Consider the following 13,545-nt stretch of genomic DNA (forward strand, 5'->3'; position numbering starts at 1 on the left):
CACCTCATGCACACGCGAGGGCTGCCGATTTACGTGGCCGGCCCCGTGGCCGCTTGCGCGCGATCACGGCACCCTGATCGAGGATCTCGCCACCCCACACTCCCCACGGCTCGGCGCGGTCGAGCGCTGCGTCGAGGCACCTGGATCTGATCGGGCAGCCTGCACACAGCGCTTTCGCCTGCTCCAATTCGGCCGGTGATTCGGCGAACCACAGGTCCGGGTCGTTGCCACGGCACGGCAGTTCGTCACGAACCACTGCCACCGGCACCCGTCCGCTGGTAGTGGATGTAGGTTCTGTCAGCCCTCGGCACGTCATGGTAGACATGTCGACCTCCCTCGGCTCTCGTTCGACTTGTGGTCTGGTCTGGTTTCGATCTGTGCGAACCAGGGCCGGTGTCTCGAGAGTGAGCTCGAACAACAATGGCCACGGTCCGCGAGGTGCGGTGTCCGTGGCCAAATGTGACGGTGAGAATGGATCTACCGGGCAAAACCTCGGCAATTCAGGGCCACGGACTCGTCTGCTGCAGCGGGGCGTCGGCGGGCAACCATCCACGCTCCTGCGGCTGCTGCATGCTTGGCAGCGGCGAGGCTCGTGAGGGCGGTAGCAGCAGCGAGCGACGTCGTCTGCGCGGTGAACTTGGTCATTTCGAGCTACCTCCCTTCCAATTGGTCCGACATTGCGACAGCACCCGAGTTTCCCCGTGGCGATGAGAACAACAGTAGGCAATGCGTCAAATCTGCACAACCTATTTTCTACCTGCGTGTTTACCGAAGACCGACCTACGCGTTCACCGAAGATCAACCCACGCGTCTACCGAGAGTCAACTCGGCGTCTCGCCGCGGACGACGGCTAACACGTCTGCCCCGTACTGCTCGAGTTTCTTGGCACCGATGCCAGGAATCGCCACGAGACCGCGGTCGTCACGTGGGCGTTGCTCTGCGATCGCGGTGAGCGTGTTGTCACTGAATACGACGTACGCAGGGACTTTGAGCGCACGTGAGGTGTCCCGACGCCACGACTTGAGCGATTCGAGGAGCTCAACGTCGATGTCGGACGGGCAGGATTCGCAGCGAGCCAGCATGGTCGCCGTGGTGCCTATCAGCTGCTTGCCACACACCCGGCATCGTGGGCGCTTCTTGGTCGTGGCCGGCGGTGCAGCAATTCTCGACGCCGGCGAACTATCCGGAATCAACCCGTGCAAGAACCTCGAACGACGCCGCGACTTGCGGCCACCCTCGTTTCGGGCAAGCGCCCAGGACAGCTGTAGGTGTTCGCGAGCACGAGTCACACCGACGTACAGCAGCCTGCGTTCCTCTTCGATCCCAGGCTCGTCAGGGGTGTCACCGAGGACATGCTGGATCGGGAGCGTGCCGTCGACGAGTCCGACGAGGAACACCGCATCCCACTCGAGTCCCTTCGCCGCGTGCAATGACGCCAGTGTCACACCCTGCACCACCGGTGGGTGGCGCGCCTCCGCTCGCGCAGCCAGTTCGCGCAGCAATCCGTCCAGGGTCAGGTCCGGGTCGGTTGCCAGCTGCTCTTCGGTCAGGGACACCAGCGCGGTGAGTGACGCCCACCGTTCGCGCGCCTGAGCGCCGGCCGGCTCGGAATCGGTCAAGCCCAACGGAACGAGAACGGCACGGACCAGCGTGAGCAGGTCCGCATCTGTGGGCAGATCGTCGCGCCCGGCGGCTTGCCGCAGGGCAGCCACCGCCTGACGCACCTCCGGGCGAGTGAAGAATCCCTCACCACCGCGAATCTGATAGGGAATGCCAAGGCTCGTCAGCGCCTGCTCATGCGCCTCGGACTGTGCATTGATCCGGTACAGGATCGCGATCTCCGCTGCGGGTGTGCCCGCCGCGATCAAACGCTCGACGCCACGTGCAACTGCAGCGGCCTCCGTCGGCTCGTCGTCGAACTCGGCGAACCGCGGTTCCGGGCCTGGCTTGCGCTGGCCGACCAACTGAAGACGGGTGCCGGCGATCCGGCCACGGGCCGCGCCGATCACCCGGTTGGCCAACGACACCACCTCGGGTGTGGACCTGTAGTCACGCTCGAGCCGGACCACGGTGGCGTCCGGAAAGCGGCGAGAGAAATCGAGAAGGTACCTGGGAGTGGCGCCGGTGAACGAGTAGATGGTCTGGTTCGCATCACCCACCACGGTCAGATCGTCTCGCTCCCCCAACCATGCATCGAGAACGCGCTGCTGAAGCGGGGTGACGTCCTGGTATTCGTCGACGACGAAGCACCGATACCGGTCACGGAATTCTTCCGCGACGGCCGAATGTTCCTCCAGCGCAGCAGCCGTGTGGAGGAGAAGGTCGTCGAAATCGAGCAGCATGCCTTCGCGGCCCCGCATCTTCAACTCTTCGTATGCCTCGTAGACTGCGGCAACCTTCTCGGCGTCGAACGGCGGCTCGCGGTGCAGTCGGGCCGCCATCTGCGGGTAGTTCTCCGGCGCGACCAACGATGCCTTGCACCATTCGATCTCACTGGCGAGATCACGCACATTATCGGTTCCGTTCGGCAGGCCCACCCGCCCGGCAGCCGCGCTCACGGCCGCGAACTTCCGATCCAGCAACTGCCATTGTGTATCGCCGACCACCTGTGGCCAGAAGTAGCGAAGCTGGCGCAACGCGGCCGCGTGGAAGGTTCGGGCCTGAATCTGCGGCCCGCCGTCTCCGACACCGAGGCCGCGCAGACGCGACCGCATCTCACCTGCCGCCCGAGCCGTGAACGTGACGGCAAGCACCTGTCCGGCAGCAACGTGTCCTGATTCGACGAGATGCGCGATCCGGCGCGTGATGGTGCGAGTCTTGCCGGTACCGGCTCCTGCCAGCACACATACCGGCCCCCTCGGTGCGAGAACGGCGGCGGACTGTTCCGGATCGAGGCCTGACATGCGCTCCATCATGGCAGCCCTGGCCGACAGGTCTCACGACCGATGGGGAACACAACCGGCGACTGTGGTGTTATATCGGCCGTGAGTGCACATTCGGATACCGAAACCATGACCATCTACTCCACCACTTGGTGCGGGTACTGCCGGCGCCTGAAGACTCAACTCGACGAGGCGGGCATCGGTTACACGGAGATCGACATCGAGCAGGACCCCGCGTCCGCCGACTTCGTGAGCAGTGTCAACAACGGTAACCACGTCGTTCCCACCGTGAAGTTCTCCGACGGCAGCACTGCCACCAACCCGAGCCTCGCCGACGTCAAGAAGGCGCTCGGCGTCTAAGCCGCCGCCCACGACTCGAGGATGCCGCGGGCGATCGAGATCGACCCCGGCAACAAGAGGTGTGTGTCCGATGCGGACGTCCAGTCACCCTGCTCGAGGGCGGCACGCACCTCGGCCTTCGTGTACCAATGCGCCTCGGCGATCTCGCCGTCCGCGAACTCGAGCGGCGCGTCTGGGTCCGCGACGGCACTGAAGCCGATCATCACCGAGCGAGGGAACGGCCAGGGCTGGCTCCCCAGATAGGCGACGCCACGAACATCCAGGCCGACCTCTTCCTTTATCTCGCGGATCACGCACGTCTCGAGGCTTTCTCCCGCCTCGACGAAACCGGCGAGTATCGAGAAACGCCGTGGTGGCCAGGTGGGTTGCCGTGCCAGAAGGACCCGGTCATCACCGTCGTGGACGAGGCAGATCACGGCGGGGTCCGTCCGTGGAAATTCCTCGTGTCCGGTCGCTGTCGAAATGCGGGACCAGCCTGCCATGGCCGGTTCGCTCGCAGATCCGTCGAGCGCACTGAAACGGGCGCTGTCATGCCAATTCAGCATGGCGATCGCCCCGGTGACCAAGCCCGCGTCGTTGTCGTCCAGTTCGCTGCCGAGCAGGCGTAGATCGGCGAGGTCACCGGTGAGCTCCGGGGCACGGATCGCCCACACGTGATGGTCGTCGCGGACGCCGAGAAACACCGCGCCCGGCACCGGTTCGGTGGCGAACTCCGCGGCATCCCGCAGGACCAAGGAGGTGCCCTCGACCCGCATACGTCCGCGCGGGTCGATCTCGATCACCGTCGCTTCCGGCCACCCGGCCCGCAAAGCCGCCGCGTCCGAACGCAACTCCTCTGCGCGGCCCACCGACGTGCGAGACAACAACGGCATTTCGATCAGCTGGAATGCAGACACTCCCCGACCCTACTGTCGTCCGCGCTCAGTTGCTGACGCGGCGGATGTACAGCAACCTGTCGTCGGCTTCGACGGCGTCGACTTCCGGCGAACCCACGCGCACCAGCCTTCCGTCACGCACCACACCCAGGACGATGTCGGAAAGGTGGCGTGGCGAGCCGCCCACCTCGTCGTGCTCGACTGCACGTTCGGCGATGGCGAAGCCTGCCTCGGGAGTGAGTAGATCCTCGACCATTTCCACGACCGTCGGAGTGGTGGTGGCGATACCGAGCAACCGGCCCGCCGTCTCCGAGGACACCACCACCGAGTCGGCACCCGACTGCCGCAAGAGATGGGAGTTGTCGGCCTCACGAATAGCTGCAGCGATCTTCGCTTTGGGTGCGATTTCTCGTGCGGTCAGTGTCACCAATACAGCGGTGTCGTCCCGGTTGGCCGCCACGATGATCGAAGCCGCATTCTGCGCACCGGCCAACCGCAACACATCCGATTTCGTCGCGGAACCCTGCACCGTGACGAGCCCCTTCGTGGCAGCCGCCTCGAGAGCCGCGCTGTCGGTATCGACCACCACGATCTCGGAAGCCGGAATGTTGTCACCGAGCATCGCGTCGATCGCCGTCCTCCCCTTCGTGCCGTACCCGACGACGACGGTGTGATTACGCACCTGCTGCCTCCAACGCTGGATTTTGAATGCCTGACGTGAACTCTCGGTCAATGCAGCCAGGGTCGTACCGACCAGGACGATGAGGAAGAACACCCGAAGCGGCGTGATGAACAGGACGTTGATCAGTCGCGCTGACGGCTCGACCGGCGTGATGTCACCGTAGCCGGTGGTCGACAGCGACACCGTTGCGTAATAGACGCAATCGAGGAACGACAACCCGTCGCCCTGGATATCGCGGTACCCGTCGCGGTCGATGTAGACGATGAACACCGCCAACACCAAGGCTCCGAGGGCAATCCCCACACGGCGATAGATTGCCCGCGCCGGACTCTTCTGCAGTTGCGGAATTTTGAGCACACCGACCAGCGCGAAATCCGGCTGGTCGGTCAGCGCTTCCGACCTGGTCAATCTCGCCCGCAGCCTGCCGGCCATACACTCGTCTCCACGTCCGTCACAGGTCTTCACCACACGGTGAAACACGTCGGCAGGAAGCCTAACGCCGATTCGGGCCCCTGGGCGACATTCGCGTGCCACTGCCCGTGCCACACTGGACCGCATGCGTAACGCCGACGAAAGTCACCGCCCCAGCCAAGCTGCCGCATACCGGTTGTCCGCTCTCCTGATCGGTGCCGGGATCCTGCATTTTGCGTCGCCGAAGTTCTTCGACGCCACGGTGCCGCCCCGGCTTCCCGGCGATGCACGAACCTACACGTACGTTTCGGGCGCTGCCGAGCTCGCCATCGGAAGCGCGCTCGCCGTCCCCCGAACCCGACGGCTCGGCGCAGGGCTTGCCGCCGCGCTTTTCGTTGCTGTGTTCCCCGCGAACATCCAGATGGCGGCCGACTGGTGGCGCAGCGACAAGACGACACAGGCACAGAAGATCGGGGCGATCGTGCGTCTGCCCCTTCAGATCCCGTTGGTCACACAGGCTCTGACAGCTCGTCGCCGTGCTCGGTAGGCGGCTCACCGCCGCCTGCCGTCCTGATGAGCGCGGCGAGCGCGGCCTCGTCGGGTAGATCGTCGGGTGCGATGGTGCGCCCGGACCGTATGTAATGGAACGCGGCACGCACCGACTCCAACGGCGCGTCCATGAGTTCCGCCCATGCAAGGCGGTAGGCGGCGAGCTGCATGACGACGGAGTCTTCCTTGTCTGCGGCGGGTTCCGCACCGGTCTTCCAGTCGATGACCGTCCAGCCCCCGTCCGGGTCGCCGAACACCGCGTCGATCCGGCCGCGCAGCACCGTGCCCGCCACGGAGGTCTCGAACGGAACCTCCACCTCGACGGGACTGCGATTCGCCCACGACGACCGCAGAAAAGCGTCCTGTAGTAGCTCGAGATCCGATTCCGGCCCTTCGACGGTGTCCGCCGCTCCGGGCAGTTCATCCAGATCGAGCAATCGGGTGGCGCCGAAGCGGCGCTCCACCCAGGCGTGGAAAGCGGTGCCCCGTCGGGCCAGTGGGTTGGGCGGGTACGGCAGTGGCCTACGCAAACGGGACGCCAGCGCATCAGGGTCCGATTTCAGCTCGACCAGCTGACTGACCGACAATTGTGCGGGCAGCACCACCTCGGCCCGAGCCTGTGCCCGGGCTTCTCGTTCGGCGAGGAGTGCATCGACGTCGGCGGCCCACCCTTCCGGGTCGTCCTCTGCGGCGATGTCCGTGGCTGGGGATGTGCGCATGGCCTCGCGCACCAGCGCTGCGCCTTCCTCGACCCAGGCCCTCCTGTGGCCCAGCGGATCTCGGGGCCACTGCGCGGCCTTGGGTGTCGAGGTCAGCGGGTTCTCGTCGTCTTCCGGCGTCGGTGCCCACTCCTCGACGACGCCGATCGGACCGTTCTCGCCCTTCTCCAGCCCATCGCGCAGTTCGACGAGAAAGCCGGACGGTCCCTTCGGTTCACTGCCCGTCTCTGCCCAGTGATGCCCGGATGCGAGCAGCACACGCTCGGTTCGGGTGAGCGCCACGTAGAACAACCGGCGGTCCTCGTCGAGTCTGCGATCGGCGAGCGCACACTTGTGTGTCTTGATGGCGTTCTCGAGATCCTTTCTGTCGTAGACGTTCTCGAGGTCGAGAACCGGCACGCCGTCCATGTCATCCCCCGGATGCGACCGGTCGCCACGCAACGACGGCGGTAACTCCCCCAAAGCTCCCAACCACGAACCGGACGCGGTAGTGGACGGAAAGACTCCCGCAGTGAGGTGCGGAACCGCCACCACCTCCCACTCGAGCCCTTTCGCCGAATGAACGGTCAGCACCTGCACCCGGTCCGGATCCACATCGACCTCTCCAGGAGCCAAACCCCTCTCCACCGTTTCGGCCGCGGCGAGGAAGGACAGCAGACCTGCCACCGACGACGAACTTCGTCCGGAGTATCCGGCAACCACGTCGGCGAAGGCGTCCAAGTGCTCGCGGCCTGCCTCGCCCGCGACACCTTCTCGTAGGCGTGCCTGTGCTTCGATCCCGATACCCAGCACACGTTCGATGTCGGCGACCAACTCGGTGAGCGGTTGGCCGATCCGCTCACGCAGCGATGCGAGTTCCTTGGCCACGGCAGTGATTCGACGGAACCCGTCCGCCGAATACTGCTCCTGCGGTCCCGGATCGGCAAGTGCATCGATCAGTCCGGCCTGTTCTGCCAGTTCGCCGGGTAGCGACTCGGCCACGGCAGCTTCGAGGGCCGCGGTGTCGCGGACGGAGCCGGTCGTTCCATAGCCGGCGCCGATCGCCAGTTTCGACGCGCGTGCGGACAGTGCCGCGAGATCCTGGGCACCGATCTGCCAGCGAGCACCGGTCAAGATACGGACCGCCGCGCTGCCCGCCATCGGATCGGCGACCATGCGCAACATCGCGATCACGTCGGCGACCTCGGGGGTATGCAGCAATCCTCCGAGACCCACCACCTCGACGGGAAGGCCACGACTGCGCAGAACCTCCGCGATCGGCGCCGCATCTGCGTTTCGGCGAATGAGCACCGCGGCGGTGGGCGGCTTGTCGCCTGCGGATCGCGCGGCCTCGAACTGCTCGGAGATCTTGTCGGCCACCCATTCCCGCTCGCCGACGACATCCGCGGTCAATGCGAGGCGAACGTCTCCCGCCACCGCATCCGGTCGTGCCCGCAGAGTGCTGACCGGCACGCCACTCCCACGCAGCGACGAGGACGAGACATTCGCAAGTTCCAGTGTCTCCGGCGGATTCCGCCAACTCGTGAGCAGTTCCAACGTCGGCGCGGGCGATCCGTCCGGCAGCGGAAAATCGGTCGCGAATCGTGGCAGGTTGGCGGCGGACGCCCCGCGCCAACCATAGATCGATTGCATCGGGTCACCGACTGCGGTGAGAGCGAGGCGTCCGTCGCGGCCTCCACCGAACAACGACGACAACAGCACTCGCTGCGAGTGCCCGGTGTCCTGATACTCGTCCAGCAAGACCACCCGAAAGCGCCTGCGTTCCGCCTCGCCCACCTCGGGATGCTCCGCAGCGAGCCGTGCGGCCAGCGACATCTGGCTACCGAAGTCGAGGGCCCCCTCCTTACGCAACGTCTGCGCCAGACCCTCGACGAGAGGAAGCAAGGCGACACGGGAATGCTGGACGTCGAGGATGTCGAGCAGGACCTTCCCCGGTCCGCCGCGCTGGCCGGGCCCCGCCGGGAGAGCGTGAACCAACTTGTCCAGATCCGTGTGCGCCTCACGCAGCTGTTCGGGGTCCACGAGATGTTCGGCAAGCTGACCCGACAGGGCGAGAACCGCTTCCGTCAACGATGCGGGGCTGCGTTCGGTGTCGAGGTCACCGTCCCATGCGCTGACGACACGGTGCGCGAGCTGCCACAGCTCCGTTTCGAACAGCAACGTCGACGAGGGTTCGATCGGCAACAGCAACCCGTGCTCACTCAACAACCGACCGGCGTAGGCGTGATAGGTGCTGATCTCGGGTTCACCCGAGACGATCTTCGACCGCACTTCGCCGGACGGATCGACCTTACGAAGTAGATCCGACCCAGCCAAGCGGGCGAGCCTCTGGCGGATACGAGAGGTGAGCTGCTGTGCCGCCTTACGTGTGAACGTGAGCCCCAGAACAGCTTCCGGTTCCACCAGACCGTTCGCCACCATCCACACGACGCGGGCAGCCATGGTTTCGGTTTTTCCGGCGCCCGCTCCGGCGACCACGAGGGTCGGCCCGACCGGAGCTGCGATGACCGCCGCCTGTTCCGGGGTCGGCGGGAATTGGCCCAGCCCCCGGGCCAATTCATCGGGAGTCACGCGAACTCTGTTCATTCGCCCGTCACCTGTCTGCCCTCGTCGTGGGCGGGGCAGCTCGATCGAACCGGGCAGTGTCGGCATCCGTCGTTCACTCGGGCGAGGAACTGCGGCCCCCGGGTTGCCGCTGCCGCAGCGTGGACGACGTCGGTCCACGCGGCGAGACTCTCTTCGGTCAGAGCCGATTGGACTCGTTGCGCAGCACCGTCTTTCTTGTGCGACTTGGCCACGAAAACCAGACGCGCACCACCTGGTTCGGACGGGGGCTCACCGTCGATCGCACCCATCGCCGCCGCCACCTGGTACGCAGCCAATTGGGCGTGCTGCTCGGCCGCCTCCTTGGTGACCGGGTTGCGTGCCGTTTTGACGTCGACGATCACGGGCCGTCCGTCCGGATCTCGTTCGAGCCGGTCGATTCGGCCCCGCAGACGCACGGCGGGCTCACCTTCTGCGCGAGGTTCGAGAATCGCGTCCACCCCGACTTCCACGCCCACCTCGGTCAGTTCACCGCGTGTGCGGGCAAGCCAGTCGGAGAAAGTGGTCAGCATCGCACGTGTGCGGTCCAACTCCCTGCGCGAATACCACTGCGATCCCAGATCGATGGCACCCCAAGCATTCTCGAGCGCAGCCTCGACCTGATCGGCAGGAATGCGGCCGGCCAGCGCCTGCACCAAGGTGTGCACGAGGGTCCCGGAGACCGCATGGGTGTTGTCACCGTCCGTGCCCCCGTGCCGTTCGAAAAGCCACCGCAAAGGACAGGTTTCGAGGAGTTCGACGCTCGAGGGTGACAGCGGCACCGGGCCGTCCGACGCATTCCACAACGGGGTGACCGAACTCGGTTCCGCGGTGCCATACCACTGGCCCGGATCGGCGCCGCGCACCCCGGCCTTCGCCAGGCGGGCCAGCGCCGCCGCGGCACGGCGACGGCGCTGCGGATCGTGCTCCCCGATCGTCGGATCGCAGACGACACTGCGCAGCTCGGCCACGAGCGTCGGCAACGCAAGCACCCTGCCCGCATCGGGTTGCACCGCCGGAGATTCACTGCCTGGATCATCACTTGTATCGGCCGCCACCAATTCGTCGACGAAACGGGACGGCACCAACTCGTCGCCGCCTGCCGACTCGACCGCAGTCACCAACAGGACCTTCCTGGCCCTGCTGCACGCAACCAGAAACAGACGACGTTCCTCGGCCAACAACGGCGCGCTGCGAGACAGGTGATCCGGTTCATTGCCGTCCGTAACCCCACCCACCAGATCGATCAACGAATCGGTTCCGAGAAGGGAGCCACGGGCCCGTAGACTCGGCCACAGCCCTTCCTGCACACCGGCGACCGCAACCACGTCCCATTCGCGGCCCGCGGCGGAGTGCGCGCTGAGGACGGTGACCGCATCGGGAGGGACCGGCGTGTGGCGTGATGTGCTGGGGATCTCCTGACTGGTGAGGTAGTCGACAAACCCGGCGATCTGGGCCCGTGGGAGACGGTCGACGTACCCTGCCGCAGCATCGAACAACGCAACGACGGCATCGAGGTCGCGGTCGGCCTGAGCGCCGACCGGACCACCCCGGGCCGACGCTGCTGCCCAGACCTTCTCGAGTCCTGTGGCCTGCCACGCCGCCCACAGGACTTCTTCCACCCCGCGACCACGATCCAGTGCAGCGCCGGCTTTCCTCAGCACCGCCATGGTGCGCCGCAACGATTCGGCCTCCACGTCGGTGAGGCGCTTCAGCAGTGGATCGCTACCGCCGATCTCACCGATCAGCACGAGCCGCAGCAGTTGCGCCGACTCACGCTCACCCCCTGTAGTCAGTTCGCTGCGGCGCAGGCCACGCCGCAACCGGCGTAACGCCACCGGCTCCACACCTCCGACCGGCGACGACAACAGCGCGATGGCGTCCTCCCCCGTGAACGCATCGCTCGACAAGGCCCGAAGAGCGAGCAGGAGTCCGGTCACGCCGTGCTGGCGAGCCAACGGCAGTTCGGATGCTGCTGTGGTGACGGGCACCCCGAACGACAGCAGCGCCCGTCGCAGCGGCGCCAAGGTCCGCGGTACGGAGCGGACGACGACGGCCATCTCGGACCATTCAATGCCGTCGAGCAGGTGCGCACGACGAAGGGTGTCGGCGATGAGTGCCGCCTCCTTCGCCGGACTGGCGAGGACGTGAACTCGGGCACGGCCACCGGTATCCGCAGGCATCCATCCGCGATGCGGGAGGTGCCCTGGAAGGCGGCTTGCGCTGCGGGCCGCCACGGACGCCACCTCGGCCGGGCTCCGAAAGTTGGTGGGCAGTAGCACCTGACGGTGGGAGTTCTTGTCGGCCAGTTCGAGCAGGAAGGTGGAGTCCGCCCCGCGGAACCCATAGATCGACTGGTCCGGATCGCCGGTGATCACGGTGGTGCGTGTGCCCGTCCCGATCAGCCGCACGAGTTCCGCGGCCTGCGGATCGAGGTGCTGCGCGTCGTCGACGAAGAGGTGCCGCACGCGCGTGCGTTCGCTCTGCAGAAGTTCCGGGTCGGTGGCGAATGCCATCAGCGCCGCGCTGATCAGTTCTGCCGCGTCCAGGGCAGGCGCGGTGGCCTCCGGCGCCTCCATGCCGACCGAAGCCCGGAGCAGCATGCCGTGCTCGTAGCGCGCCGCGAACCGGCCCACGGCCACCCATTCGGGCCGGCGGCGCTTGTTACCGAGTTCGATGAGGTCTTCGGGTCCGAGCCCGCGCTCGTTGGCGCGCATCATCAGATCGCGTACCTCGGTGGCGAACCCGTTCATGCCGAGGGCGGGGCGCAGCCGCTCGGGCCACATCTGCCCGCCGTCATCGATATCGCCGCGGAGCATCTCGCGCAGCATGGCATCGTGTTCTGCACCGGTGATGAGCCGCGGCGGAGGATTGCCGTGTGCTGCCGCCTGGAGGCGCAGCACGGCGAAGGCGTACGAGTGCACGGTCCGCACCAGCGGTTCGCGAGTGGCCCGCGCAGCCGGGGCGGCCAACTCGGTGCCGTCGCCCCGGAGCAGGCCGGCGGTGATCTCTTCTCGCACGCGAGTGGCAGCACGGCGTGACTGGGTGAGGACCAGAACCGACTCCGGGTTCTCGCCCGCCACGATGCGGTGCACGGCGCTGTCGACCAACAGGGAGGTCTTGCCCGTCCCCGGTCCACCGAGCACCTGCCACGGGTTCCACCCTTTGACGGGCGGTGGTGAGTCGAACACGCGGGCGACACTCGCATCCCAGGTGCGGGGCGCGGCGACCGCGGCAGATCGCCGCACCAGCCTGGCGCGACGACGCGCCTGCGCGGTGCGATGTGCCGTCTCGGTCATGAGTGGTATTTCACCAGAGAGGTGCGACAGGCCGGCAGCCGGAATGCACGGCCTACAGTTGGACGCCGTGGCCGCATTGCATACGTACCTGTACGGACCGGAAGACGGACCGGAGATCCTCGCGTTGCACGGGGTGACCGGGCACGGACGCCGATGGGAAACCCTCGCCCGCGATCATGTTCCGGAGGCGAGGTGGATCGCTCCCGACCTGCTGGGACACGGCCGCTCGAGCTGGTCCGCACCCTGGAACATCGAGGCCCACGTCGCCGCGATCGTCGACACTCTGGAAGCTCACGCCCACGGCCCGGTGCTGGTGGTCGGCCACTCGTTCGGTGGCGCCCTCGCCCTGCACCTCGCGAACACTGCCCCGCACCTCGTCCGCGGGTTGGTACTGCTGGATCCGGCGATCGGACTCGACGGCGCGCTGATGAGCAAGATCGCCGAATTCACCATCGAATCGCCCGACTACACCGACGCAGCCGAAGCCCGCGCGGAGAAGGCCGGTGAAGCGTGGAGCGACGTTCCACCCGAGGCCCTGGACGCGGAGATCGAGGAGCACCTCGTCGCACTCGAGAACGGTCGCGTCAACTGGCGCATGTCCGTCCCCGCCGTCGTTGCGGTGTGGGGTGAACTTGCGCGTGAACCGGTCCTGCCGCGCCCCGATGTGCCGACCGTCCTGGCTCCGGCGAAGAAGGTGCAGCCGCCGTACACCACCGCCGAGTTCCGGGCCGCCCTGAGCGAGAGGCTCGGCGAGAACCTGACGACCGTGGACATCGACTCCCACCACATGGTGCCGCAAGCCCGTCCGAAAGAGGTCGGCGAGCTCGTGCGCACTCTGCTCTGATGGTGGCCACCACGGACGAGCAGATCGAACGGGTTCGCGCGCTTGTGGCATCGATACCGCCGGGCTCCGTCGCGACTTACGGAGACATCGCCACGGCCGCCGGTCTCTCGAGCCCCCGCACGGTCGGCTGGATCATGCGCACGGACGCGGCCGACCTGCCGTGGCACCGGGTGATCGGCGCGTCCGGTCGTCCGGCCCCACATCTCGCGCATCGGCAACTCGCGAAGCTCGAACTCGAGGGTGTCCCGATCCATGACGGGCGCGTCGACATCGCGGCGGCACGGGTCTCCTTCTGACCCCAGCTTTTGTGCATTCGGGCACGCGGTGCGGCAGCATTGGTG

General features: G+C 66.5%; 11 protein-coding genes. 4 read left to right on the forward strand and 7 right to left on the reverse strand.

The genetic code is table 11. From position 1 onward, the window contains the following. Positions 1–4: 4 nt before the first annotated feature. From ACZI8Q_RS15125 to ACZI8Q_RS15135, 3 genes are all read right to left on the reverse strand, one after another. Positions 5–325, reverse strand: coding sequence for a WhiB family transcriptional regulator (locus tag ACZI8Q_RS15125; protein WP_463374368.1), 321 nt, complete (start codon positions 323–325; stop codon positions 5–7). Positions 326–477: 152 nt separating this feature from the next. Beyond that, positions 478–645, reverse strand: a complete 168-nt coding sequence (locus ACZI8Q_RS15130; RefSeq protein WP_463374369.1) for a hypothetical protein — start codon at positions 643–645, stop codon at positions 478–480. 176 nt (positions 646–821) lie between these two features. Further along, a complete protein-coding gene (locus ACZI8Q_RS15135) occupies positions 822–2,903 on the reverse strand; it encodes an ATP-dependent DNA helicase UvrD2 (RefSeq protein WP_463374370.1) in 2,082 nt (693 codons plus the stop codon). 108 nt (positions 2,904–3,011) lie between these two features. Between ACZI8Q_RS15135 and ACZI8Q_RS15140 the strand changes: the two genes are divergently transcribed. After that, positions 3,012–3,242: a mycoredoxin gene (locus ACZI8Q_RS15140; protein ID WP_463374395.1), complete on the forward strand. Its 231-nt coding sequence runs from the start codon at positions 3,012–3,014 to the stop codon at positions 3,240–3,242. On the opposite strand, the gene nudC is transcribed toward ACZI8Q_RS15140, so the two are convergent. After that, complete coding sequence (gene nudC / locus ACZI8Q_RS15145) at positions 3,239–4,138, reverse strand: NAD(+) diphosphatase (protein ID WP_463374371.1); 900 nt, start codon at positions 4,136–4,138, stop codon at positions 3,239–3,241. The genes ACZI8Q_RS15140 and nudC overlap by 4 nt on opposite strands. Before the next feature lie 25 nt (positions 4,139–4,163). Further along, positions 4,164–5,231, reverse strand: coding sequence for a potassium channel family protein (locus ACZI8Q_RS15150; protein ID WP_463374372.1), 1,068 nt, complete (start codon positions 5,229–5,231; stop codon positions 4,164–4,166). Positions 5,232–5,355: 124 nt separating this feature from the next. Between ACZI8Q_RS15150 and ACZI8Q_RS15155 the strand changes: the two genes are divergently transcribed. Beyond that, complete coding sequence (locus tag ACZI8Q_RS15155) at positions 5,356–5,757, forward strand: DoxX family protein (protein WP_463374373.1); 402 nt, start codon at positions 5,356–5,358, stop codon at positions 5,755–5,757. Here the strand turns inward: ACZI8Q_RS15155 and ACZI8Q_RS15160 are convergent. Beyond that, a complete protein-coding gene (locus ACZI8Q_RS15160; protein WP_463374374.1) occupies positions 5,720–9,064 on the reverse strand; it encodes an ATP-dependent helicase in 3,345 nt (1,114 codons plus the stop codon). The genes ACZI8Q_RS15155 and ACZI8Q_RS15160 overlap by 38 nt on opposite strands. After that, positions 9,061–12,360, reverse strand: coding sequence for an ATP-dependent helicase (locus ACZI8Q_RS15165; protein ID WP_463374375.1), 3,300 nt, complete (start codon positions 12,358–12,360; stop codon positions 9,061–9,063). Before ACZI8Q_RS15165 ends, ACZI8Q_RS15160 begins: the two co-directional genes overlap by 4 nt. Positions 12,361–12,418: 58 nt before the next feature. Here ACZI8Q_RS15165 and ACZI8Q_RS15170 point away from each other — a divergent pair, with 58 nt between their 5' ends. After that, complete coding sequence (locus ACZI8Q_RS15170; protein WP_463374396.1) at positions 12,419–13,204, forward strand: alpha/beta fold hydrolase; 786 nt, start codon at positions 12,419–12,421, stop codon at positions 13,202–13,204. Continuing rightward, the gene (locus tag ACZI8Q_RS15175; RefSeq protein WP_463374376.1) at positions 13,204–13,500 is read left to right on the forward strand and encodes an MGMT family protein; all 297 of its coding nucleotides are present in this window, start codon (positions 13,204–13,206) and stop codon (positions 13,498–13,500) included. The genes ACZI8Q_RS15170 and ACZI8Q_RS15175 overlap by 1 nt, the downstream gene beginning before the upstream one ends. The last annotated feature ends 45 nt before the right edge of the window (positions 13,501–13,545 follow it).

Source organism: Rhodococcus quanlei, from assembly GCF_055231015.1.

Coding starts and splice junctions, on each gene's coding strand:
- ACZI8Q_RS15125 (WP_463374368.1), bottom strand. CDS start 325: ATGTCTACCATGACGTGCCGAGGGCTGACAGAACCTACATCCACTACC.
- ACZI8Q_RS15130 (WP_463374369.1), bottom strand. CDS start 645: ATGACCAAGTTCACCGCGCAGACGACGTCGCTCGCTGCTGCTACCGCC.
- ACZI8Q_RS15135 (WP_463374370.1), bottom strand. CDS start 2,903: ATGTCAGGCCTCGATCCGGAACAGTCCGCCGCCGTTCTCGCACCGAGG.
- ACZI8Q_RS15140 (WP_463374395.1), top strand. CDS start 3,012: ATGACCATCTACTCCACCACTTGGTGCGGGTACTGCCGGCGCCTGAAG.
- ACZI8Q_RS15150 (WP_463374372.1), bottom strand. CDS start 5,231: ATGGCCGGCAGGCTGCGGGCGAGATTGACCAGGTCGGAAGCGCTGACC.
- ACZI8Q_RS15155 (WP_463374373.1), top strand. CDS start 5,356: ATGCGTAACGCCGACGAAAGTCACCGCCCCAGCCAAGCTGCCGCATAC.
- ACZI8Q_RS15160 (WP_463374374.1), bottom strand. CDS start 9,064: ATGAACAGAGTTCGCGTGACTCCCGATGAATTGGCCCGGGGGCTGGGC.
- ACZI8Q_RS15165 (WP_463374375.1), bottom strand. CDS start 12,360: ATGACCGAGACGGCACATCGCACCGCGCAGGCGCGTCGTCGCGCCAGG.
- ACZI8Q_RS15175 (WP_463374376.1), top strand. CDS start 13,204: ATGGTGGCCACCACGGACGAGCAGATCGAACGGGTTCGCGCGCTTGTG.